Origin of the sequence: Rhizobium sp. ERR 942 (genome assembly GCF_007828395.1) — a bacterium.
Lineage (GTDB): Bacteria > Pseudomonadota > Alphaproteobacteria > Rhizobiales > Rhizobiaceae > Rhizobium > Rhizobium dioscoreae.
The window spans coordinates 43,366-65,220 of record NZ_VIUA01000012.1; the positions used below are offsets into that span (position 1 = coordinate 43,366).

General features: G+C 57.9%; 23 protein-coding genes and 2 pseudogenes. 13 read left to right on the forward strand and 12 right to left on the reverse strand.

What is annotated here, in order from left to right; all coding sequences use genetic code 11:
• The first annotated feature begins 1 nt into the window (after nucleotide 1).
• Complete coding sequence (locus FBZ97_RS31955; RefSeq protein ID WP_145323996.1) at nucleotides 2-1,756, forward strand: type I secretion system permease/ATPase; 1,755 nt, start codon at nucleotides 2-4, stop codon at nucleotides 1,754-1,756.
• Nucleotides 1,756-3,066 (forward strand): HlyD family type I secretion periplasmic adaptor subunit, encoded by a 1,311-nt coding sequence (locus FBZ97_RS31960; RefSeq protein ID WP_145323998.1) that lies wholly within the window; start codon nucleotides 1,756-1,758, stop codon nucleotides 3,064-3,066. Before FBZ97_RS31955 ends, FBZ97_RS31960 begins: the two co-directional genes overlap by 1 nt.
• 180 nt (nucleotides 3,067-3,246) lie before the next feature.
• On the opposite strand, the gene FBZ97_RS31965 is transcribed toward FBZ97_RS31960, so the two are convergent.
• The 6 genes from FBZ97_RS31965 to FBZ97_RS31990 form a co-directional block, all read right to left on the reverse strand.
• Nucleotides 3,247-3,546 carry a hypothetical protein gene (locus FBZ97_RS31965; protein WP_113389690.1) on the reverse strand — a complete coding sequence of 100 codons (300 nt, stop codon included), beginning with the start codon at nucleotides 3,544-3,546 and terminating at the stop codon, nucleotides 3,247-3,249.
• Complete coding sequence (locus FBZ97_RS31970; protein ID WP_145324000.1) at nucleotides 3,546-5,177, reverse strand: IS66 family transposase; 1,632 nt, start codon at nucleotides 5,175-5,177, stop codon at nucleotides 3,546-3,548. The genes FBZ97_RS31965 and FBZ97_RS31970 overlap by 1 nt, the downstream gene beginning before the upstream one ends.
• 59 nt (nucleotides 5,178-5,236) lie before the next feature.
• The gene (tnpB, locus tag FBZ97_RS31975; protein WP_145324002.1) at nucleotides 5,237-5,587 is read right to left on the reverse strand and encodes an IS66 family insertion sequence element accessory protein TnpB; all 351 of its coding nucleotides are present in this window, start codon (nucleotides 5,585-5,587) and stop codon (nucleotides 5,237-5,239) included.
• Entirely contained in the window at nucleotides 5,584-5,973 is a 390-nt protein-coding gene (locus FBZ97_RS31980) for a transposase (RefSeq protein WP_233788628.1), read from the reverse strand. The genes tnpB and FBZ97_RS31980 overlap by 4 nt, the downstream gene beginning before the upstream one ends.
• Nucleotides 5,957-6,466 carry a hypothetical protein gene (locus tag FBZ97_RS31985; protein ID WP_145324004.1) on the reverse strand — a complete coding sequence of 170 codons (510 nt, stop codon included), beginning with the start codon at nucleotides 6,464-6,466 and terminating at the stop codon, nucleotides 5,957-5,959. Before FBZ97_RS31985 ends, FBZ97_RS31980 begins: the two co-directional genes overlap by 17 nt.
• Before the next feature lie 75 nt (nucleotides 6,467-6,541).
• The gene (locus FBZ97_RS31990; protein WP_186449580.1) at nucleotides 6,542-6,967 is read right to left on the reverse strand and encodes a PHB depolymerase family esterase; all 426 of its coding nucleotides are present in this window, start codon (nucleotides 6,965-6,967) and stop codon (nucleotides 6,542-6,544) included.
• Nucleotides 6,968-7,068: 101 nt separating this feature from the next.
• Here FBZ97_RS31990 and FBZ97_RS31995 point away from each other — a divergent pair, with 101 nt between their 5' ends.
• The 3 genes from FBZ97_RS31995 (at nucleotide 7,069) to FBZ97_RS32005 (ending at nucleotide 9,892) form a co-directional block, all read left to right on the forward strand.
• The gene (locus FBZ97_RS31995) at nucleotides 7,069-7,386 is read left to right on the forward strand and encodes a hypothetical protein (RefSeq protein WP_145324009.1); all 318 of its coding nucleotides are present in this window, start codon (nucleotides 7,069-7,071) and stop codon (nucleotides 7,384-7,386) included.
• 66 nt (nucleotides 7,387-7,452) lie between these two features.
• Entirely contained in the window at nucleotides 7,453-8,436 is a 984-nt protein-coding gene (locus FBZ97_RS32000) for an alpha/beta hydrolase (RefSeq protein ID WP_197044233.1), read from the forward strand.
• Nucleotides 8,437-8,536: 100 nt separating this feature from the next.
• A complete protein-coding gene (locus tag FBZ97_RS32005) occupies nucleotides 8,537-9,892 on the forward strand; it encodes a serine hydrolase (RefSeq protein WP_145324011.1) in 1,356 nt (451 codons plus the stop codon).
• 171 nt (nucleotides 9,893-10,063) lie between these two features.
• On the opposite strand, the pseudogene FBZ97_RS32010 reads toward FBZ97_RS32005, so the two are convergent.
• A pseudogene (locus FBZ97_RS32010) lies at nucleotides 10,064-10,675 on the reverse strand (3'-5' exonuclease); the annotation flags it as partial.
• Between the two features lie 393 nt (nucleotides 10,676-11,068).
• Nucleotides 11,069-11,335, reverse strand: a complete 267-nt coding sequence (locus FBZ97_RS32015) for a helix-turn-helix transcriptional regulator (RefSeq protein ID WP_145324015.1) — start codon at nucleotides 11,333-11,335, stop codon at nucleotides 11,069-11,071.
• Between the two features lie 215 nt (nucleotides 11,336-11,550).
• On the opposite strand from FBZ97_RS32015, the gene FBZ97_RS32020 reads away from it, so the two are divergent.
• Nucleotides 11,551-11,910, forward strand: a complete 360-nt coding sequence (locus FBZ97_RS32020) for a hypothetical protein (protein WP_145324017.1) — start codon at nucleotides 11,551-11,553, stop codon at nucleotides 11,908-11,910.
• 119 nt (nucleotides 11,911-12,029) lie between these two features.
• Here the strand turns inward: FBZ97_RS32020 and FBZ97_RS34910 are convergent.
• Together FBZ97_RS34910 and FBZ97_RS32030 are read right to left on the reverse strand one after the other, a co-directional pair.
• Nucleotides 12,030-12,160: pseudogene (locus FBZ97_RS34910) on the reverse strand (SOS response-associated peptidase); the annotation flags it as partial.
• 437 nt (nucleotides 12,161-12,597) lie between these two features.
• Nucleotides 12,598-12,801 (reverse strand): CsbD family protein, encoded by a 204-nt coding sequence (locus FBZ97_RS32030; RefSeq protein ID WP_145324019.1) that lies wholly within the window; start codon nucleotides 12,799-12,801, stop codon nucleotides 12,598-12,600.
• Between the two features lie 189 nt (nucleotides 12,802-12,990).
• Here FBZ97_RS32030 and FBZ97_RS32035 point away from each other — a divergent pair, with 189 nt between their 5' ends.
• Nucleotides 12,991-13,191 carry a hypothetical protein gene (locus FBZ97_RS32035; protein WP_145324021.1) on the forward strand — a complete coding sequence of 67 codons (201 nt, stop codon included), beginning with the start codon at nucleotides 12,991-12,993 and terminating at the stop codon, nucleotides 13,189-13,191.
• A gap of 38 nt (nucleotides 13,192-13,229) precedes the next feature.
• On the forward strand, nucleotides 13,230-13,556 hold the full coding sequence (locus FBZ97_RS32040; protein ID WP_186449581.1) for a LysR substrate-binding domain-containing protein: 327 nt from the start codon (nucleotides 13,230-13,232) through the stop codon (nucleotides 13,554-13,556).
• A 131-nt stretch (nucleotides 13,557-13,687) separates the two neighbouring features.
• On the opposite strand, the gene FBZ97_RS32045 is transcribed toward FBZ97_RS32040, so the two are convergent.
• A complete protein-coding gene (locus FBZ97_RS32045) occupies nucleotides 13,688-14,581 on the reverse strand; it encodes a LysR family transcriptional regulator (RefSeq protein ID WP_145324025.1) in 894 nt (297 codons plus the stop codon).
• A 105-nt stretch (nucleotides 14,582-14,686) separates the two neighbouring features.
• Here FBZ97_RS32045 and FBZ97_RS32050 point away from each other — a divergent pair, with 105 nt between their 5' ends.
• Nucleotides 14,687-15,532 carry an oxidoreductase gene (locus FBZ97_RS32050; protein WP_145324027.1) on the forward strand — a complete coding sequence of 282 codons (846 nt, stop codon included), beginning with the start codon at nucleotides 14,687-14,689 and terminating at the stop codon, nucleotides 15,530-15,532.
• A gap of 197 nt (nucleotides 15,533-15,729) precedes the next feature.
• Nucleotides 15,730-16,785: a Gfo/Idh/MocA family oxidoreductase gene (locus FBZ97_RS32055; RefSeq protein ID WP_145324029.1), complete on the forward strand. Its 1,056-nt coding sequence runs from the start codon at nucleotides 15,730-15,732 to the stop codon at nucleotides 16,783-16,785.
• Nucleotides 16,786-17,107: 322 nt separating this feature from the next.
• Here the strand turns inward: FBZ97_RS32055 and FBZ97_RS32060 are convergent, their stop codons facing one another.
• On the reverse strand, nucleotides 17,108-18,031 hold the full coding sequence (locus FBZ97_RS32060) for a LysR family transcriptional regulator (protein ID WP_145324031.1): 924 nt from the start codon (nucleotides 18,029-18,031) through the stop codon (nucleotides 17,108-17,110).
• 137 nt (nucleotides 18,032-18,168) lie between these two features.
• Between FBZ97_RS32060 and FBZ97_RS32065 the strand changes: the two genes are divergently transcribed.
• The 3 genes from FBZ97_RS32065 (at nucleotide 18,169) to FBZ97_RS32075 (ending at nucleotide 21,848) form a co-directional block, all read left to right on the forward strand.
• A complete protein-coding gene (locus FBZ97_RS32065) occupies nucleotides 18,169-18,900 on the forward strand; it encodes a tripartite tricarboxylate transporter substrate binding protein (protein ID WP_145324032.1) in 732 nt (243 codons plus the stop codon).
• 268 nt (nucleotides 18,901-19,168) lie between these two features.
• Complete coding sequence (locus FBZ97_RS32070) at nucleotides 19,169-20,881, forward strand: CocE/NonD family hydrolase (protein WP_145324034.1); 1,713 nt, start codon at nucleotides 19,169-19,171, stop codon at nucleotides 20,879-20,881.
• A 25-nt stretch (nucleotides 20,882-20,906) separates the two neighbouring features.
• Nucleotides 20,907-21,848, forward strand: coding sequence for a fumarylacetoacetate hydrolase family protein (locus tag FBZ97_RS32075; RefSeq protein WP_145324036.1), 942 nt, complete (start codon nucleotides 20,907-20,909; stop codon nucleotides 21,846-21,848).
• Nucleotides 21,849-21,855 lie beyond the last annotated feature (7 nt).

Here is a 21,855-nt window from a genome sequence, read left to right on the forward strand (position 1 = left end):
CATGAAGGCGTCTGACAGCACCACTAGACCGCCGCAAGTTTTCCTTGTGGCGGTTCTCTCTTCGTTGCGAAAGGCCTCCCTTGGCATCGGAACGACCAGCGCCACGATCAATCTCCTGGCATTGACCGGCTCGCTCTTCATGCTGCAGGTCTATGATCGTGTCATACCCGGACGCAGCCTGCCAACGCTTGTCGGCCTGGCGATCATCGCTGCGACGCTCTACGCTTTTCTTGGAATCCTCGAGTTCATCCGGTCGATGCTTCTCGCGCGCATCGGTATGTCGGTCGACGAGCGCTTCAGCAACACGGTTCATGAGTCACTCGTGTTGCTCCCGTCGCGTATGCAGATGCCAGGGGACGGCCTGCAGTCGGTTCGCGATCTCGATACTGTTCGGAGTTTCCTCTCAGGAACAGGGCCTACCGCACTCTTCGATCTGCCGTGGATGCCGTTCTATATCGGCCTGTGTTTCCTTTTCCATTTCTGGATAGGGGTAGCGGCGCTCGCCGGGGCGATCCTGTTGATAGGCCTGACAATTCTCACGGAATACAAGTCGCGAGCGCCGGCAAAGGAGGCTGCAAAGATAGCAGGTGAACGCACCGCATTGGCAGAGGCCACGCGCCGGAACTCCGAAGCGGTTTTAGCAATGGGCTTCGGACATTTTCTGAGTGATCGATGGAGTAACGTGAACCGGCAATATCTGACCAACCACCTGCACGCGACAAGAATGACGGGGGGCTTGGCGACCCTATCCAAAATCTTGCGAATGATGTTGCAGTCGGCTGTGCTGGCTGTGGGCGCCATATTGGTTATCCGCCAGGAGGCCACTGGCGGGATCATGATTGCAAGTTCCATTCTTGTCAGCCGCGCATTGGCACCGGTCGAACTGGCGATCGGTCATTGGAAGGGATTTCAGGCGGCCCGAGACAGTTGGTCCCGCCTGATAAAGCTGGTGGCGATCATGCCTGCCGTCCAACGCGAGGTTTCGCTTCCGAAACCGACGAGCTTGCTCAAGGTGGAGGCTTTGCATCTTGCGGCCCCAGGCTCGAAGTCGGTTTTTATTCGCGGCATTTCCTTTGATCTTCATGCTGGCGAGGCCGTCGGTGTCATCGGCTCAAGTGCCTCTGGGAAATCGTCGTTGGCGCGTGGCTTGGTCGGACTCTGGCCGCCAATCAGTGGCGCTGTTCGCCTAGACGGGGCATCGCTTTCGCAGTGGGAGCCAAGAGCACTCGGCAGGCATATTGGATATCTGCCACAGGATGTTTCGTTGATAGGCGGATCCATTGCGGAAAATATCGCGCGGTTCGACCCAGCAGCCTCGTCCGATAAGATCATCGCGGCTGCAAACGCTGCCGGTGTTTATGAGATGATCGTGCAATTCCCAGACGGTTTCGATACCAGGATTGGTGAGCAGGGTGCGTCTCTCTCGGGCGGTCAGCGTCAGCGAATAGCATTGGCGCGGGCTTTATATGATGATCCCTTCTTGGTGGTGCTGGACGAGCCAAATTCGAACCTGGACGCTGAGGGTGACGCAGCGCTGTCGAAGGCAATTCAGGGAATCCGCGCACGCGGTGGGGTTGCCGTCGTCATCGCACATCGGCCGAGCGCCCTAGCCGCGGTCGATAAAGTTCTGGTCCTCGCAAATGGTCAAATGCAGGCGTTCGGTTCAAAGGACGAAGTCCTTAGAAAGACCACACAGCCAATGCCGCCGACACCTCAGCCCATCAGACTGATGACCACTGATGGGGAGATGGCCTAATGGTAGCGAATCATGCCCCGAATGCAGAACGGGCGATCGGTCGGCTGACATTGCTCGCCCTTGCGACAATATTGCTCCTCGTTGGCGTTCTGGGAGGTCTTGCGGCGGCTATTCACCTGCAGGGGGCGGTCATCGCCGCCGGCACATTGGTGGTGGATAGCTACGTAAAGCCGGTTCAGCATCAGAAGGGTGGAACCGTTGCGCTCATCTTCGTCAAGAACGGCGATCGTGTCGAAGCAGGCCAATCTCTCGTGCGTCTTGATGCCACGCAGATCCAGGCCAATCTTGCGATCGTTTCAAAACGGCTGAAGGAGCTTGCAGCAAGAACCGCGCGCTTATCGGCTGAGCGAGACGGGCAAGAAACGATAAGCTTCCCCAAGAAACTTTTAGACGAGCGTGGTAACCCGGAAGTTGCGGCGATGATCGACGGCGAACAGCGACTTTTTGACGATAGACGCTCATCGCGGACTGGCCGGAAGGCGCAGTTGGCAGAACGCGCTCGCCAGTTGGCCAAGGAGACGGAAGGATTGACAGCCCAGCAGGATGGCAAGCGTCAGGCTCTCGCCATCCTCAATAAGGAATTGGTCAGCCTGCAATCGCTACTGGACCAAGGCATCATTCCCGCGACGAGGGTCTACGCCCTACAAAGAGATGCTGCCGATCTGACCGGTGCTCTTGGCAGCTTGATTGCCTCCGAGGCCGAAACAAACGGCAAGATTGCCGAGACAAAACTGCAAGCCATTCAGATCGATGACGACCATCGTGCGGAAGTGTCGGACCAACTGCGCCAGGCCGAAAGCGAGACTGGCGAATATGCGGAACGCTTGATTGCTGCGGAAGACGACCTGAAACGCATCGATATTCGTGCCCCTCAATCCGGTATCGTACATCAACTTTCCGTTCATTCTTCCGGCGCCGTCGTAACCGCTGGGACAGATATATTGCAGATCGTACCTAACGACGATGTCCTCATGCCTGAGCTCAAGCTATCTCCTCAGGACATTGATCAGGTGGTGATCGGCCAGGACGTCGCGCTTCGGTTTTCAGCATTCAGCCAACGCTCGACGCCCGAATTGTATGGTCGGATCAGCAAGATTGCCGCCGACCTGACCACAGATCAGCGAACGGGTCAGAGCTACTATAGTCTTCGCGTGTCCGTCCCAGAGGAAGAGTGGGCACGCTTGGAGGGATTAACGCCCATTGCCGGTATGCCGGTCGAAGCCTTTGTTCAAACGGGTGAGCGCACTGCGCTTGCCTATCTGACAAAGCCGCTGACAGACCAAATCGCGCGGGCATTCAGGGAAGAGTGATGTCCCGAGGTGGCTATACGTCGAACGTATTCGGTCGCTCACCCACCGCGTCTTCCATATGTGCCTGTTCCTAGAGGCAGAGCAGCGGCTCGGGTACGGTCACTCACTTGCTTGAAGATTGTCAGCACAATTGCGGTCCGTTCCGTTCGCCTAGTAACCGTCCGGGCTAGGCCGCAGACCTTATGAATTTGGCTCATCAGCGATAATGCGTTCGATCTTTTCCGGATCACATTGCTCGTCGATAAGGAACTGCCGAACACCTCCGTCCCAGGTGCGGACATCAGCGAGGAACTCCTGCAAGCTTTCGATTCCCCGGTCCGTTAAGGTCATGATGCCCTCTTCGCTGCCGTCGTGGGCATAAATGATCTCGCCGTAGTCGATGTTGTCCGAGTTGCCGGCGATCTTCCGGATGAGTTCGATGTTCTCGCCGATCAGTGTGGCGACGTAATCGATCGTGTAGACATGGGTCGGGCGCGCCATCAGGCAGCCACCTGCCGGGTGTGGCCGTTGGCGGGCCAGTTCCATGGCAATAGTTCGGGCAGCCGTGACACGGGAAGGTTGGGCATGCGGGCGAGCACGTCGGCCAGCCATGCCTGCGGATCGATATCGTTCATCTTAGCTGTGACGATCAGGGAATACATGAAGGCAGCACGCTCGCCGCCGCGCTGGGAGCCAGCGAATAGCCATGCCTTTCTTCCCAGAGCGATCCCGCGCAAGGCACGCTCTGCCGCATTGTTCGACATGCAGAGCCTGCCATCGTCGAGGAACCGGGTGAAGGCTTCCCAGCGCCCGTCCTTCTCGAACATATAGTTGATCGCTTTGGCGACGGGATTGTGCTTCGACATCTGGGAGCGCTGGACTATCAGCCAGTCGCGCAGGTCCTCGACAAGCGGACGAGTGTGCTGTTGTCGGGCAGCTAATCGTTCCTCTGCGGATTTACCGTTTATGTTACGCTCGATCTCGAAGAGCGCATCGATGCGGGCCACTGCTTCAAGCGCGACAGGCGATATCTCATGGGCCGGTTTGCCTTTGCGCACGTTACCGGCGATATCGGCCAGTTCGAAGAACTTGCGCCGCGCATGGCCCCAGCAGAGCGCGCTGATCACCGCCGCGGGGAGGCGGTCGGCGCGATAAAGATCGTTGTAGCCGCCATAGGCATCCGCCTGCAGTATGCCGTCCCATCCGGCAAGATGCGTGTTGGGATGGGCCTTCTCCCGATCGGTCGAGAAGTAGAAGAGTGCCGCAGGAGGCGCACCACCCGCGAAGGGACGATCATCGCGAACATAGGTCCATAACCTTGCCTGCTTCGTTGCGCCCTTGGCCAGCAGCGGCACGGTAGTGTCGTCGCCATGAAGCCGCCCGGCTGCCAGCACATGGGCGCGGACCAGATCATGAATCGGCTGCAGCGCCGTTGCGCAGGCTCCAACCTGGTCGGCCAGTGTAGAGAGGCTGAGATCGACGCCTTCTCTGGCGTAGCGCTCAGCTTGGCGGTTCAATGGTTGATGCTGGCCGAACTTCTCGAACAGGATAGTCGCGAGCAAGGTCGGTCCCGCCCATCCGCGTGGCGTCGCATGGAAAGGTGCCGGTGGCTGGCTGATCTTCTCGCAGTCCCGGCAGGTGAACTTCTCGCGCACCGTCTGGATCACCTTCCACTGGCGCGGGATCACCTCCAGCGTCTCGGTGATATCCTCGCCCATCTTAACGATCCGGGCCGAGCCGCAGCAGGTCGAGGGTGCTTCGATGATTAGCCGTTCGCGCGGCAGGTGCTCGGGAAACGGCTTGCGGACCGGGCGGCGGCGTTCAAAGGCTGGAACTTGCACAACCTCAGCCGCCACGCGTTCCGCGGCGATCTCGTCCTCGGTGGCGTCGGCCTCAAGTTCTTCGAGCTGCAATTCCATCTGGTCGATCAGCCGGGCGCGTCGTTCCGAACTCTGACCGTATTGCTCGCGACGTAACTTGGCGATCTCGAGCTTGAGGTGCCGGATCATCGCCTCGGACGTCGTCACGACAGCTCGCACCTGAGCGAGATCAGCCTCGGCGGATGCGGCACGCGCCTCCGATGCCGCAAGCGCGGCCCGTAACCTGGCTATCTCCGAAGCAGCGTCGTCCATGGCCGAAAGCTACCATGCCGCTTGTCAAAAGCCCAACAAAAACAGAGGAATGTTCGCGATCAGCCTGCCTTTGCAGGTCGCTGCGTCCAGCGTGGATTACGCCAGTCGATCCCTTCCAGAAGATAGCCGAGTTGAGCCGCCGACACCGGCACGGCGGAGCCATTCTGGCTAACCGGCCAGATGAACTTGCCTGCCTCCAGGCGCTTCAGGTAGAGCGACATGCCGACGCCGTCATGCCACAGGACCTTGATCAGGTCACCTTTGCGACCTCGAAAGCAGAAGACCTCGCCGCCATGGGGATCGCGGCCAAGCCCCTGTTGCACCTTCAGCGCCAGGCTATTCATGCCACAACGCATGTCCGTCACACCGCCCGCAATCCAAACCTTCACCCCAGGCGGAAAGGCGATCATGACGCGTCCAGAACCGGCAACAGCCGAGCAAGGATAGTTGGATCAAGCGAAACCGGGATCGTCAGGCGACGACCGTTCGGTAGGCCGATCTCGATCGTCCTGTCGTCTTCAGTCGGCGATGGGGCCATCTCGAAAGATACCGCCGGCGGTGGCGAAATCGAAAGCGGCACGAAGCCCGTTGACCCGGAAACGTTCAGAAGCCCGCTTCGGTATTCCCGACGCCAACGGGTCAACAGTGACCGCGACAATCCATAACGCCGCGCCGTTACCGAGCCCTGCCGAAAGCCTTGCAGGCTTTCCTCGACGATCCGAACCTTCTCTTCGTCCGACCAATCCCGCCGGCGACCAACATCGCCGACAGACAAAAGCTCAATGGGGGAAATCACTGTAGTGCATGACATAAGCCATGGACTTAAAGCCAATCAGCAAATCACAATAGACGGCCTTCGGCGGAGGGGTACGATATTGTTTGAAGAAGTTCCATATCTCCTCGGCCGTTTCGATGTCGCCATTGCGACCGCCGAAGCGCACGCCTTTGATTGGGTCATCGTTACCGGACTCAACCAGCCGCGGCCAGCGATGGCCACCGTTTTCGATTCGATAAAAGCGGACCCCGGTTCCAGCCTTACATCCGGTCCAGTTGAATAGGCTGACACGAGTGCGGTCATGGTCATTGAAATGAGGCAGCGCCTTGACGTCTTCTTCTCCGGTGCATCCATCGGTCCGCCGCCAATATTCCAATGTTTCAGGGACCGAAAGTTGCCGACAATCCTGCGAAAGGAAGCCATCATAAAGCAATGTGTCATCGCTTGTGCCGTTGACCATCATGATCGGCATGGGATGGCCGGGGCGACAATCGTCAATCTGGAACTCATTCATTAAGCCGCTGACGGGGGCAACCGCGGCAAATTTGTCAGGAAGCGCGCAAGCGAGGGTAAAGCTAAACTGCGCGCCTCACGAAAAGCCGGTGACATAGACCCTGTTTGCATCGACGAGCTTGCGCGTTACCAGATCGTCGATAAGCGTGCGAACAAAGCCGATATCGTCAACCTGTTGGCCGTTGAGAAGTGGCATCTTTCTAACCGGCCGACCGTAATTCCAATGCGCGTCACTCGCTTCGGGGTAGGCAACGATGAAGTTTTCCCGGTCCGCGACCGCATCAAAGCCAATCGACGTCTGGAAATGGGCAACGCTATCGCCGGACCCGTGTAGCGCAATGACCAGAGGGGCAGCATGTCCAACCGTTGCGGCAGGTTCGTGCAGGATGGCGGTGCGGGTAGCATTCTGGACTGTATAGGTCACCGTTTCATCGACATGAGCCGCGGTCGAACTCATCAAGATCATTAAAGCAAGTGTCAGCCTGAAAAATGCTTTGACCATTGCGATCCCTTTTGCTGCCGTTGCGCACGCTATTGCCATATCCACCAAAGAAACTAAGCTGCACTTATTATTTCGGTCAAATACTCAATGGATGACGGCCAATGTCTCATGTCGGTGATCTCGTTGTAACCAGCGGTGTAGTAAATGCGAATGACATCCTCGGCGTAACCTACGTTAAAAATGGCGGCAAGCTGGTTTCATCGGGAAGGCTGACAGGCGGTCTGGTTGTTGATGAGGGTGGCAATGCGGTCATTTCCGGCCAGGTCGACAGAAATATCGTCAACAACGGAAGCATGGTGCTGAGTGGCCGTGTTGCTGGCAGAATTCTAGGGTCAGGCAAGCTGGTCCTGGGTTCCAAGGCCCATGTTTCAAACCAGGATCTACCAATTGAGTCTGCGCCGAGCAGCCCGGTGACATAGGGGAGATGTGCCAGCCAGCGTACTGTGTTGAACCTATTCGCGCGATGCTTCTAGCAGAGAAGGCGAATGCTGACGGAATGGAGCGCCATGAAGCGACTAGGCATTGTCTTAGCACTGCTAGCGATAAGAGAAAGCGGCCAGGCCAAGCCGATGATCTGGCAGCCCGCAGAGGGAATTACTCAAATTGCATTATGGCCGGGAGCTGCGCCAGACGCGCAACCTGCACCGGGGCCTGAAGACGTTTCAATAACTGCGGCTGGCATAGCGGGTAAGCCAAATACGAATGTCACGAACGTAACCAATCCAACCATCTCTGTTTACCCGCCCAAAGGGAAGAATACGGGAGCGGCATTGGTCGTGGCCCCAGGAGGAGGGTTCCAGATCCTCGCGATCGATCTGGAGGGTACCGAGGCCTGCGACTGGGCTACCTCGATTGGTATGACATGCGTGCTGCTGAAGTATCGAGTTCCGAGTGCGCCATATGCTTGGCAATGTGATTGCCGCCCAGACAATCAAACAATATCCGAGCCATCTTTGCAGGACCTGCAGCGGGCGATGAGGATGGTACGATATCACGCCGAACAGTGGCACATCGATCCGCATAAGGTTGGTGTCATGGGCTTCTCGGCGGGCGGCTACCTTGTCGCCGAGATCAGCACGCTCTTCGATCGCCCGCTTTATGCAAAAATAGACGAGGCTGACAACGAAAGCGCACGGCCTGATTTCGCCATGCCTATCTATCCTGGGCATCTTGCGAAGTATCCCGGTCATCCTGCGAAAGGGGATGACATGAAGCTGAACCCGAATATTCCCGTATCCAGTCAGACGCCGCCGACATTCCTGGTACAGGCTGAAGACGACGATGAGGACGGCGTAAATCAGTCGCTCGTCTACTACGCTGCGCTGTGGAAGGCGCATGTGCCAGCCGAAATGCATCTCTATGCAAATGGAGGCCATGCATTCGGCTTTCGCCGAACCGAGCTACCCATCACCGGCTGGCCCGCACAGGCTGAGGTCTGGCTGCGGACGATTGGTATAGTACAGAATTGAGCGGCACATGACCGCTGGTCGTGCTATCTGCGCGTCAGGGGTCCCTATGATATTTGTGCAGGGCGCTACACTTGAAGCTTTTTGGTTATAGGCGACATCGATGCGTTTGGCGGTCAAGGTCTTCACAATTCTTGCTTTGATTGTGGTGCTGGTGATGTTGGGCCTGGTCGGCTGGTATGCCGTTTTCCGCCGCGACGCGCTGGAAAACGGCTCGGCCTACGCCGCAAAGACCGTTTGCTCCAACGTATTCATGGCTAACCGCGATGTAGATTCAATTCTACAAAATGACTTATTGGCGATCGGGCATCCGATCTTCCGCCTTATGAAAATCGACGTCAGCCTCGCCGACCATCGGGTCGATGCCAGCTACTTTGGCTTTCTTCTCAAGCGCCACGCCATTTTTATCGAGGGACGAGGCTGTACCAACGTTTTGAATGACGCAGCTTGGAACCGGCCGCCGCCGCTACCTCCCTTTCCGGCTAATGACCCTGATACGCTTTGGCCTGTTGGTGAGAAGGTACAACCCTCTGACAACGCGCGGCTCCTAGCGGCAATAAATAATCCGGTCCTGCAAGGACCGGGCATGCGGGCAATCGTTGTCGTCCATGATGGACGCATCGTCGCCGAAACTTATGGCCCGGGATTCTCAGCCTCGACACCCTTACAGGGGTGGTCGATGACTAAAACGATCACCACCGCCTTGGTCGGTTTGGCCATCAAAGACGGTAAACTCACGCTTGACCAGAAGCATCTATTTCCTCAATGGGTGGGTGACGCCCGCACGGAAATATCAGTCGCCGATCTGATGGCGATGTCAGGCGGTTTGGAGTGGAACGAAGATCAGGGGCTTCCATCTGACGCGGGCCGGATGGAGTACCTCGTCAGGGACGCCGCAGCTTTTGCTCGGGATCGATCGTTAGTCTTCGCGCCGGGAACCAGATTTCATTACTCGTCCGGTGAGTCCGTCCTGCTAAGTCGGATCTGGGAGAATGCCGTTGGCGAGGATGCCATGTCATATTCGCGTGAGCGGTTGTTCAAGCCCCTGGGCATGAGCAGCGCCCTTATCGAAGCCGATGAAACTGGCACATTCCTCGGTGAAGGCTTTCTCTATGCCAATGCGCATGATTGGGCACGCTTCGCCGAGTTTCTGCGGTTGGGCGGAAAATGGAACGGCGAACAGCTTTTGCCGGACGGGTTCGTCGATTATATGCGAACGCCTTTTGCGGCCTCTGACGAGGGCCACGGCCCGGAATACGGCCGTGGCCAGCTTTGGTTGGCGCAGGGTCTTCAATCCGGGTTACCTTCCGATGCTTTCATGCTGAATGGTCACCTCCGCCAGACAATCACGATTATTCCGTCACGGAAGCTGATCATCCTCCGCATGGGAGTGACGCGAGAAGATATAGGCTTCAGCAATGCGCCGCTGTTGCGCGCTATTGTGGCTGCGGAGCGTTGATTTAGTCGGCTGGACCTAAAAGCATGTCGAAGCTTGGCCGATAACGAGACCGACAGCGTCCACAGCACGGAAATGGCCACACCGCTTTATGTCGCGAATGGTGTACGGCTCACTCGGTCGTATAAATCAAAAGAGGTCTTTGGTTCGATCCATTTCCAAGGGTAAAACGAACTACCTTCGCCCCCTGAACCGGTCGAATGCCGTCAGACGCTGAACCGGCGGATCAGGATCCTCCCAGCGGTAGATCTCGATTCGCAGGAAGCGAAGCTCGTCTTCCATCGCCTCCTCGGCGATCTCGATCCACCAGGATTTCGGCCGGCCGTCACTGCCGTCCGACCAGCGGTAGCCCCGCTCCTTCAGCCGGTCCTTCAGATCGAACGGCGAGTTTTCCGCGAAGATGCGCACGCGGGAACGCTGGCTTGCCTGATAAAGCTCGGCAAATGGTGTTTGACCGTTATCGCCCTGAGGAAGTGCCAGGACTTCCAGCAGCGCAAAGCAGTCATCGACGGCCCGGTGCCCGACATGAAAATACCCACTCTGGTTGATGAGGTATCCAAGCTTGGTTCCTTCATAGCCCCTGGCGCTCCAATCAATCTCGGAATTGGAACAAGCCCATGCCTTGCGGGCAAAGATCGGGGAGAAGGCTTCGCAGAACGGTCGATCGAAGCCGGCATTATGGGCAATGACGAGATCGGCGGGCTCGATGAGCGCACGCACCGCCGGCATGTCGATCATCTGGCCATGAACCATGGCGTCCGTGATGCCGGTCAGCCGGATCACGTCGGCCGCGACGCGATCAGCACCGGCAACGGGTTGAGCTACGTTGTTGTCGAAACCGTAGGGCAAGTCGGCGAGTTTCTCGACGATCTCGCCCAGTATGCTGAGCACGATCTCGATTTCCAGAAAGCGCTTGAGGAAAATCGCGCCCGCCGCGCCGCGGTTTTGAACACCGCAAGGGCGCAGTCCAAGGCGGCGAAGTCGGCTTCCGCGCAATCTGCCGCCAAGGCCCCGCGGTCGAAGGTCGGTCCAAAGGCAGGCAAGGCCAAAGCGGACGAATAGTCGGAACGTTTGAAACGTCGCCAGACGCGATACTCAGCCCGCCTCGCGCGAGCTTTGTCTTTGCGACGTTTCGAACCAGTCAAACTTGTGCTGGTGGAACCAAGGGTCGGGCAAATTTCAGCCACGCGAAGACTTCCTCCCGCTCTTCAGCGGCTTCATCGTGGCGACATCATCGGCCACCGGAGCGAAGAACTCGGAAATATCGCAAGCCAGCGCTGCGGCGATCTTCTCCAGGGTCATGACCGTCGGGTTCTTACTGCCGCGCTCGAGATAGCCCACATAGGCGCGCTCGACATTGGCCTCAAGCGCGAGGTTGTCCTGCGAGATCCCCCGCATAACCCGAATCCGCCGAAGGTTTAGTGCCACTCGCTGCCGTGCATCCATGGCGGAAACACAACATTTGACAGTTGATAAAACCACGTATTATAGAACTATGAAATCTAGTGCTGAACGAACCGTAGGTAGCAGGTTTGCCCCCGCGGGCGCGGGGTAAGAGTCAAGGTGCATTTCCCAGTGTTCGATTCTCCGAACGGCGTGGGTCCGGAACCGGAGCCGTATTTCCGTGGGAGATCGCCAAGCGAGTGAAGCGCGGAAGGTATATGGCATTGCTACCCGACGAAACGGCCGATTTGCTGATGGCTTTGCTCTTTGTCGTCAGAAAGATCGTCGAGAGCGGAGCGCAAGGTAAGCGACGCATTGCGAGGACGTACCAGGATGCGCGCTCATTGGTGGCGACGATAGATCGTGATCGCGGTTCGGCTCGCCCGCGTATCGGGGCATGCCTGAACCATTTCAACATCCATAAGAATGCCGATGATGCGGCCGCGGCCGGCTGGATGCTGGCAGCGATCGAGGAGCGGGTGGGCGAGCGTGATCTCTACGGTCGGCGTCGGCTCAAGGAGATCGTTGATACAGCGGTGCATGAACTTCTCCTAGCTGAGCATGCCGCGCTGCATTGAGCCACCGAAACATCGCTTGCTACTGCAAGGCTGATGGGCTGACCAGATCACTTCCTTGGTGATGATCGGCGATCCATAGGGCTCGCGGGCGATCACAGAGAGCGCATTGCCCTTCGCCTGAGTTTTTCGGCCTTGGCCTGGGCTAGCTTCTCAAGGGCGAACCGCGGGGAGGAACGAGCTGCTTGCCTCCATCGGCAGTGCTTCGGACGATCGGCCCCATCTGGTCCGGATTCATCTGATAGGCCGGCATCAGGTTGATCAGGCTCTCCGCGTCCTGAGCCCACCTTGCCGATCGCGATGGGGCTTTCAGGCTACCGACGGGGCGTGGCGATGAGTTCGCGCATGGGACGCCGGACAACCCGGATCCGCGAGAGCTGGCTGTCATCAAGGCGCGGAGATTTATGAGCCGGATCGGCTTATTGAGAGGCTGAAGGTGAGGGTGAGGAGTTTTCAGTAAACATAGGGGTAAGCTATATCGGGATCCTCGCGTCTCAATGTTGTTTTGATTTTCCAGATCTCTACTTGGAAGCAACAAATATCGATCGGGAATCCCGCCACGATCGGCACGTTTCTGTCTGTCTGATGTTCAGCAATTGATGACTGAAGAACCTCTGCTGGCACGGCGGCCTAGTTTTTCGATGTGACTTCCATCGAGAAAGGACCGGCTAGGCCGGCCCTTTCGATCTCTTACCAGGTCTGACGGTCATACCAATCGTCGACGTCGGACTTGGCGCGGTCCTTCGCAAGGCCGTACCGCTCCTGGATCTTGCCTTCGAGCTGATCTCGCCTGCCGGCGATTTGATCAAGATCATCGTCAGTAAGTTTACCCCACTGTTCCTTAATCTTGCCCTTAACCTGTTTCCAGTTGCCTTCGACGCGATTCCAATCCATGACAATTTCTCCTTTTCGGCTTACCAAGGATCAATGCTCGATGGCGCGAATTGTTCAATTCTAAGCCACTGTCAGCGCGGCGCGCGATAATCTTCCGACTTGATTTAGGATGTACCTGCATCGCCGTTGCGAACAGTCAGGCGACTTTGGCCGCAAGCATTTCGTTGATGCAGTCCTCGTTGGATGAACATGCGGATCGTCTCGTCGAGATCGGCACCGGACTGGGGTCCAGCCTGGACCGCAATTGACCTGTTGGCCGGCGAGATCCTCGACTTTGAACAGGCCGCAGGTTTCACCTGTCTCGTCGGCGACGGCAAGGTCGAGCGTACCGAAGTGCCGATGTTCATCATTCCAGTAAACGGCAAGCTGAAGATAAGGTCTGTGGAATAGATGCAGCAATCGATGTCACGAGCCCGCTAGATGTCATTGTGTATGCTGAGCCTTGCGCCTGGCGACGCACTATGTTTGAGAAATTAATGGAAGCCGAACTCGAATTCCGCATTGCTCTGACAAGCCACAACGCTGCAGCCATGACGGCGGCTGTTGAAAACGGGCTTGGCTTAGCATTGCTGACACGCGAAAGCATCAATCCGAAAACGATGCGAGTGGTCTCTTCCATGTTCAAAGGCCTCGCCCCAACGGTGAAGTACGGCCTTTACACGAGCCGCAAACAATCTCAAACGACGAAAAAGTTGATCCATTTGTTGCGGCAAAGCGTTCTTTCGCTTTCCGGTCGGGCTGTAGCGACGGTCTGATACCCTATCCGTTGACGGAGGAACGATGCGCCTCGCGTGCTAGTCTGCAGGCATCTGACGGTGCCGTTCTATTGCACGTCAGCAGAATGAGGCGCGGCCCGCCTGATCGGTGACCGACCTGGCGATCCGTCCTATGCAGCCAGCCGCCGCTGGCGAACCGTCGCCAAAAATGCGCTCAGGACCGGCCGCATCTGCCGTCTCGACGGATAATATAGATGAAAACCAGGAAACGACGGCGTCCAGTCGGCGAGAAGACGGACAAGCTTTCCGCTTTCCAGGTAGGGCGCGACTTCGTGTTCAAGAAGGTAACCAACACCGACCCCGTCCAACGCAGCGCTCAGCATGATCTCAGGCTCGTTGGAGGTTAGCGGCCCGGAAACGCTCACTTCCAATTGCTTCCCATCTTTTTCAAACTCCCACGCATATATCGACCCAGCCGATACCATTTTGTAATTGACGCAGCGGTGGTCCGTGAGATCGGCCGGTTGAGTTATAGCCGGATGGTTTTCAAGGTAGTCTGGTGCCGCCACGACGGCCATGGCCAGATCTGGCCCAACCTTCAAGGCGATCATGTCCTGCTGCAGCTTTTCTCCTAGTCGAATGCCTGCATCGAATTGTTCTGCAACGATGTCCCTATAGGCCGTGTCAATCAACACTTCGATCGTCGCCTGAGGATAGGCTTTGCTGAAGTCGAACAAGACAGGCCTGACGACAGCCTCATACGCTTGGCGTGTTGCGGTCAACCGCAAGATTCCCGATACCAAATCCCGTTTCCGGTCGAGAGATTCCAACGCATCATGGATGCTGGCGAGAGAGGGCTCAAGCGCCTCCAAAAGCGTCAGGCCAGCCTCGGTCACAGAGACGCTTCGGCTATTACGCTGAAGAAGTCGGTAACCCAATGCTGTTTCAAGTCGGCGGATGGTGTGGCTGAGGTTCGAAGTCGACATGCCGAGAGCCATAGCTGCGCGCGTAAAATTTCCCAACTTTGCAACGCGGACAAAGGCTGCCATGTCATCCAGCTTCATCTCCTGATCGTGCAATCTCATTCAACGGGCCTTGCAATTTGTCCCACCTGATCACACGCTTTATCACCTCCTAGATAGCTCTGGTCAATCTACGGAGAAGATAAGATGATTAGCAAAGAAGCCGTATGGCTGATTACGGGATCCTCAAGAGGCCTCGGACGCGCAATTGCCGAGAAAGTGCTTGCCGCCGGCTACCGTGCCGTTTTGACGGCAAGAAACACCGATCAGTTGCAAGACCTTGCTGCCAAACATGGCACAGCTGTGCTTTTGACGCCTTTGGATGTCACAAAACAGGACCAGATTGATGCAGCTTATAAGGCGGCTATCGCCAGATTCGGCCGGGTTGATGTTCTCGTCAACAATGCCGGCTACGGATACCTTGGCGCGATCGAGGAAGGCGAAGACGCCGAAATGCGCGCCGTCTTCGAGACCGATCTCTTCGCGCCCGTGAACCTGATCAAGGCCGTGCTGCCCGGCATGCGGGAACGCCGCCACGGTCACATCGTCAACGTCAGCTCGATCGGTGGCCACGTTACCTATCCGGGCGTTGGCTACTACCATATGGTCAAGTTCGGGCTTGAAGCCATGTCGGATACGCTCGCGAAAGAGGTCGCCGGGCTTGGCATCGGCGTTACGGTCGTCGCGCCTGGGGCGTTCAGGACGGATTTCCGTGGGCCTGATTCGATGAAGTTTTCGCAGATCATCATCGACGACTACAAGGACACTGCGGGGAAATCCCGGCAGGGCACGGCGGCAGGTCACCGCAAACAGGTTGGCGATCCCGCGCGCGGCGCTGAGGCCATCATCAAGGCAGTTGAAGCAGAGCATCCGCCGGTTCACCTGCTGATTGGCGGCGACGCGCTCGACCAACTGCGCAGGAAGCTCGATGAGATCCGCGCAGAAACAGATGCGTGGGAAGAGGTCACACGTAGCACCGACTTCCGTGAATAGGCTGCCATGTTGAATTACGCAGCGCCTCCGGCTGGCGGTGTGTGTTCGCCGCACTGGTTACGCCGCGCGTCGCGCGCACATCATTGCATTTGAAACTTTCGGTTTGGCCTGTCGAACGGCTGAGACGCCTGCTCGACTGACCATCGCGCATTACTTGAACCGCATCTCGAATACGCAATTCATCCTGGAGGTTTGGTATGTCCGCACTTAGAGTAGGCGTCATCGGAGCCAATGCAAAGACTGGATGGGCCCGCGAATCCCACATCCCGGCCATACAAGCATTAGCGGGACTGGAATTGGCGGCGGTTGCCACCAGCACACCAGAAACAGCTGCTCAGGCTGAAAAGGCGTTCGGTGTTCGCTCTTACAGCGATGGCCTTGAACTTGCGAATTCTCCCGACATCGACATCGTTACCGTCGCAACACGTGTTCCCGATCACCGGGAGATGATTCTCGCAGCGCTTGCCAGTGGAAAGCATGTTTACAGCGAATGGCCGCTCGGCCGTGGTTATGACGAGACGAAAGAGCTCCATCTGGCTGCAGAGGCAGCCAATCGCAAAACCGCCATTGGATTGCAGTTGCGCGGGAGCCCAACCGTCAAACGCGCCAAGGAACTTCTCGATGGCGGAGCCATTGGACGCCTACTCAGTGCGAACGTTTATTCGTCGACCGCGGGTTTCGGCCCCATCGTTCCCGAGCCATATCTTTATCTTGAAGACCCGGACAATTTTGCAAATCTCATCACGATCCAAGGCGGCCACACCCTCGATCTGATATTCACCCTGTTCGGTGAGGCGATCGTTTTCAACAGCTTGCCCTCGCGTCAGTACCCAGCAATCGAGGCGGGGCAGGATCGACTCATCCGGAGCCGCACCACTTATGATCATCTGCTGTTCCAATGCCTCACGGGAGACGGCGTGTCGGTCTCGCTCGAAGTCGCCGGAGGTCGATCCCCGGAGGCGCCATTGCGGCTTGAGATCGTCGGCGAAAAGGGCGTTCTTAGCCTCAACGGGGGTGCAGCGCGCGGCTTCCAGGCTGACCGTCTGTCGCTTCTACTCAACAAACAGGAGCAGCACATCGATGACGGCGAATTGAAGGATTTCCCAGCTTCCGCGGTCAATGTCGGTGGGATCTATGCCGCCTTGCGCGATGACATCACCAAATCAAGTTCGACTGTCGCGGGTTTTTCCGAGGCGCTTGTGCTGACGAAAAGAGTCGAAGCCGTGCTTGCCGCCGGGGGCTTTACCGACTGAGGTACACAATGCTGTGGAATGCGCATTCCTACCTGGCTTTCGGATTCTTCGACACGGGCTCGCGAATTCCTGGAGGCTTCATCTTTTTGGGTTGCAGACGCGAAACGCATGGCGGACGGTCCATTTTCGGCTCAAAGGCCGACGTCCGAATTGAGGAATTTCAACCGAGTGGATTTTGTGACACTAGGGTTGGCGGTTCTTATCCTTTCAAGGGCAGTGAGCGGACCGTCCGCGTGATACCCGCTCTCGGGAACACGCCTTCGCTCGAGCTTGACCAACCTTAGTGCAGTATCCCGCCGAATGGCCAAGATTCCCAAAATCGTCAGACGATGTAGTCGTCCCCCAGGACTTCCTGAAACATGTCATTGCGTTGGGCGATGAGCATGGACACCCGCGCCTTCACTTGGTCTTCGACAAGACGCATCGCATTCGAAGTGGTCCGATCCTTCCTGAAAAACAGGCCACGGGATACAGTCAGGCCGGAGATCGGCGCTCCATAAAGCTCACCTCGCTTAAACTCCCTTTCCAGAGCGGAGTAGGGAAATATCCCATAGCCGGCACGTTCGAAAAGGGCTTCCCGAGCAAGAGGAAGAGCATCGACGGCGGCCATCACCCGAAGGGGCATCCTGTTTTCCAGGTGCTGCATTAGAAAGCTCGCAAGCATTACCGGAAGCTCTTGTAGAGCATCCATTGACACAGGTCCGGGAGGCAGCGTCCAAAGGTCGGGAGCCGCGAAAAGCCATAGCTGCTCATGGAACAATGGAACGCATTTCAGGCTCTCATGGCCGGACCTGCAGCTCATGATCGCCATATCCAGGCGGTTGTCGATGAGTGCTTCGCGGACCGCCGGGGAGACATTCTCGACGAGGTGCAACTTCACGCTGGGAAACCGAGATACGCACTCGGCCAAGATCCGTCCGACGAAAAGCATTCCGACCGATGGCGGAAAACCGAACCTCACGAGTCCGGCCGGATGGCCAACCATCGATCGGACCTCGTCAGCAAGTTCCTGTGACATCCGCAGGATCTCCTCGCCGCGCTTTGCCACGATTGCCCCGGTTTCGGTGAGCTCTATGCCCCGTCGATGCCGCGACAGCAGGCGGTCCCCAAAATGCTCTTCAAGAAGCTGTATCCTCCGGGTGAGGGCGGGTTGCGCCAGACCCAATGATCGCGATGCGGATGATATCGATCCGTGGCGGACGGCTTCGAGAAAGCAGTGCAGGGATTCGTTGTCCAGATGTCGCATTCAAATCAGCCATAGAAAACCAGCATGGGAAATATAAAGAACGCATATTATGCAAATGGCAAGGAGCGCCCTAATGTTCATCAGGTCGGCGAGGAGGATGCCGCCGGTGAAATCACCTGAAGATCGGAGGAGAGATCATGGGTATGTTACGACGGACACTTCTATTGGCGGCGGTTTCCGCTTACCTAGCATATCAGCCCGGCCGGGCAACGGCGCAGGAGTTTCCCTCCCGGCCCATCGCTGTGGTGGTTCCAAGCGGCGCTGGCGGCCTGAGTGACACGTTGGCCCGCCCGGTCGTAAATAAGGCCAAGACTTACCTCGACGCCACATACATCGTTGAGAACAAGCCGGGCGCGAGCGGGATCATCGCCGCATTCGCCGTGCAGCGTGCCGAGCCGGATGGCTATACTCTGCTGCTAGCAAACGGAACGTCGAATGGCGCAGCCGAGGCACTCGTCAAGAATCCTCCCTACGCTTCGGCCAAAGACTTCATCCCCGTCGCCTTCGTGGGCGAAACTCAATTTGCGCTCGTGGCCTCGAAGAGCCTGCCGGTCTCCAACGGCACGGAGCTGCTCGAATATGCGCGGAAGAACCCGGGGAAACTCAGCTACGGGACATTCGGGCAAGGCTCCGCTGGCCATTTGTTCGCAGAGATCATGGCGAAGAGCAACGGCGCCCAGATAGTGCACGTGCCGTTCAAGAACGAAGCGGACGTCGCCCAGGCGATCATCGGCGGCGAGATCGAACTCGGTATGCTGGTTTCGTCGAAGACGTTCGTAGACCAAGGACAGGTGAAGCTTATCGGAGTGACAAGTCCAAGTGGAACATCTGCCTATACGGGACGGCCGACCCCAGCTCGCGAGGCCTGACGGGTTCTCGGTTGCGCGCAGCTTCCAGATGTTCCTCGCTCCTGCCGGACACCCGAAGCCATCGTCCGGAAGCTCGGCGACGCTCTGAGCAAGGCGGCTCAGGATCCCGAAGTTGCGGAACGCATCAAGGTGCTTGTCGTCGCCGCCGCAAATGTCGAACGAACTCAGTTGAACAACTTCTACTAGCAACTCGTCGCGCAGTGGCGGGCCCTGGTCAAGGAATCGGGCGTTCAGGTCAACTAACACCGGCGCCAGTTAGGAAGCAGCAATGATAATAGAACGAGATGTGCCCATCGTTGTCGATGATGGGCTTGAGTTGATGGCTGACGTCTTCCGTCCGGACTATCCCCATCCGGTTCCGGTCATCATGACCCTTGGACCATACGGTAAGGGCGTGCGCTACCAGGAAGGCTACAAGGCAAGCTGGGAATGGATGTCGGCACGGCATCCGAATCTCCTGGCACGCTCGGAGAAGCAGTATCTGACCTGGGAGACAGTCGACCCCGAAATATGGGTCGGCTGGGGCTATGCGGTCGTCAGGGTCGACTGCCGCGGTGCAGGCCGAACCTCCGGAAAGCTCGACATCCTCTCGCCCCGCGAGACGCTCGACTATTTTCATGCGATCGAGTGGGCGGGAACGCAGCCCTGGTCGAGCGGCAAAGTGGGTCTGAACGGTATCTCCTACTATGCGATCAACCAATGGCACGTGGCTGCGCTTCAGCCTCCCCATCTCGCAGCGATGATCCCCTGGGAGGGAGCGGCGGATTTCTACCGTGACTTCGCCAGGCACGGCGGGATACTCTCGAACAAGTTTCTCGAGACCTGGTATCCCCGGCAGATCCTGTCAGTGCAGCATGGCAATGCCGCAGCTCCGGTCGATCCATGGACTGGAGAGCGCAGTTCCGGCGGGTTGAAGCAGTCGGACCGCAACCGTGCGGACAACCGCGCCCACACGCTCGACAACGTCAGGGCGCGCGAACTCGACGACGAGTGGTACCGGTCGCGCGCTCCTGACTGGGAAAAGGTGAAGGTTCCGTTCCTGAGCTGCGCCAACTGGGCAGGCTTCGGCCTTCACCCGCGCGGAAACTTTGAGGCCTTCATGAAGGCGGCATCGCAGGAGAAGTGGCTGGAGGCCCACCCGGGTCGCCACGAGGAATGGTTCTACCTTCCATATGGCATGGACCTGCAGAAGCGCTTCTTCGACTGCTACCTAAAGGGTGTCGACAACGGTTGGCGCGAACAGGATCGCGTCATGCTGAATGTCCGGCACCCGTTTACCGACGAAGTCACACTAAGGAGGGAAAGCGAGTGGCCGCTCTCCAGGACGAAGTGGACGCCGGCCTATCTCGACGCGACTGTCATGAGCCTCGGATTCGCGGCGCCGCGCACGTATGGTTCGGCAAGCTTCAGTGCGGAAGGGGAAGGCGTGTGGCTCGAAACCGCTCCGTTACCTGAGGCGACTGAGATCACAGGGCCGCTGTCCCTGAAGCTCTTCTTATCCTCCACGACGTCGGATGCCGACCTTTTCGTGACACTGCAGGCATTCTCCCCGGACGGTCGTGAGGTCGACTTCCAAGGGACGGTGGACCCGCGGACGCCGCTTGCGCAGGGTTGGCTCCGGGCGTCGCACAGGAAGCTTTGCCCGCTCCGGTCGCTTCCATACCGACCCTTCCATACGCATGACGAGAAACTTCCTTTGCTTCCGGGGGAAATCTACGAGGTCGAGGTCGAGATCTGGCCCACCTGCATCGTTCTTCCTGAAGGGTTCCGGCTGCGCCTCGACATCCGCGGCAAGGATTTCGCGCGACCGGCGGATCCGAGTTCCGGAACTCCCCATCGCGGATCCGGTCCCTGGCTGCATGACGACCCGATCGACCGGTGCCCCGCGATCTTCGGCGGCAACACCACGATCCACACAGGCCCTGCCTATCCGAGCAGGCTGCTTCTTCCGATTATTCCGGGCGGGAAGTCTGAGCGATGAAGAACAAACACATCGGAGGTTCGCGATGAAATGGGTCACCTTTTCGAACATGTCCGAGGAGCGGGTGGGGCTGCTCGGCGAAGACATGATCCTTGCCCTTCCGCCGGGAGAGCGACTGATCAACTTGCTCGGTGATGACGGAGAGAGGCTTGCCCGTGCGGCCGAACGGGCGATCAGCGCTCCCGACGCAGTCTTCGCGTTCGAAACGGCAGAACTAATGGCACCGATCCCCCAGCCGCCGTCCATTCGGGACTTCTACGCCTTTGAGCAGCATGCACGTGCGGGTCGGCAAAGCAGAGGTCTGCCAATGGCGGAGGAATGGTTCCAGATACCCGTATTCTACTTCACGAATCCGGCTGCGGTCACCGGGAGCGGGACAAGGATCCTTGGCGCCCCGGGAACCAGAAAGCTCGATTTCGAGGCCGAGGTCGCAGCCGTAGTGGGACTTCCGGCAAGCAACGTCAGTCCTGAGAAGGCGGGGCGGCACATCGTGGGCTTGATGGTCATGAACGACTGGAGCGCCCGGGATCTGCAGAGGCTCGAGACATCCGTCGGCCTCGGACCCGCAAAGGGCAAGGATTTTGCCACAACGCTCGGACCTTGCCTCGTAACGCTCGACGAGCTCGAGCCCTATCGGAAGGGCGCCGGGTTCGACCTCGCCATCACGGCGACGGTGAACGACAAACTCTACACCCAGGGAAACCTCGCGGATATCTACTGGTCATTCGAGGAGATGCTTTCCTTTGCGTCCCGTGGGACAACGGTGCGAACAGGAGACATCCTTGGATCCGGCACATGCGCGACCGGCTGCATCCTCGAACTGGCCCAGACACACGGCGAGGAGAAGTTTTCATGGCTCGTGCCGTCTGATCGTGTCGTGGTCGAAGTCGAGCGACTCGGTCGGCTATCCAACACGGTCGACTTTTCCGACGATCCCGCGCCGCTTCGTCAACCGATCCGCACTTGAACACGCA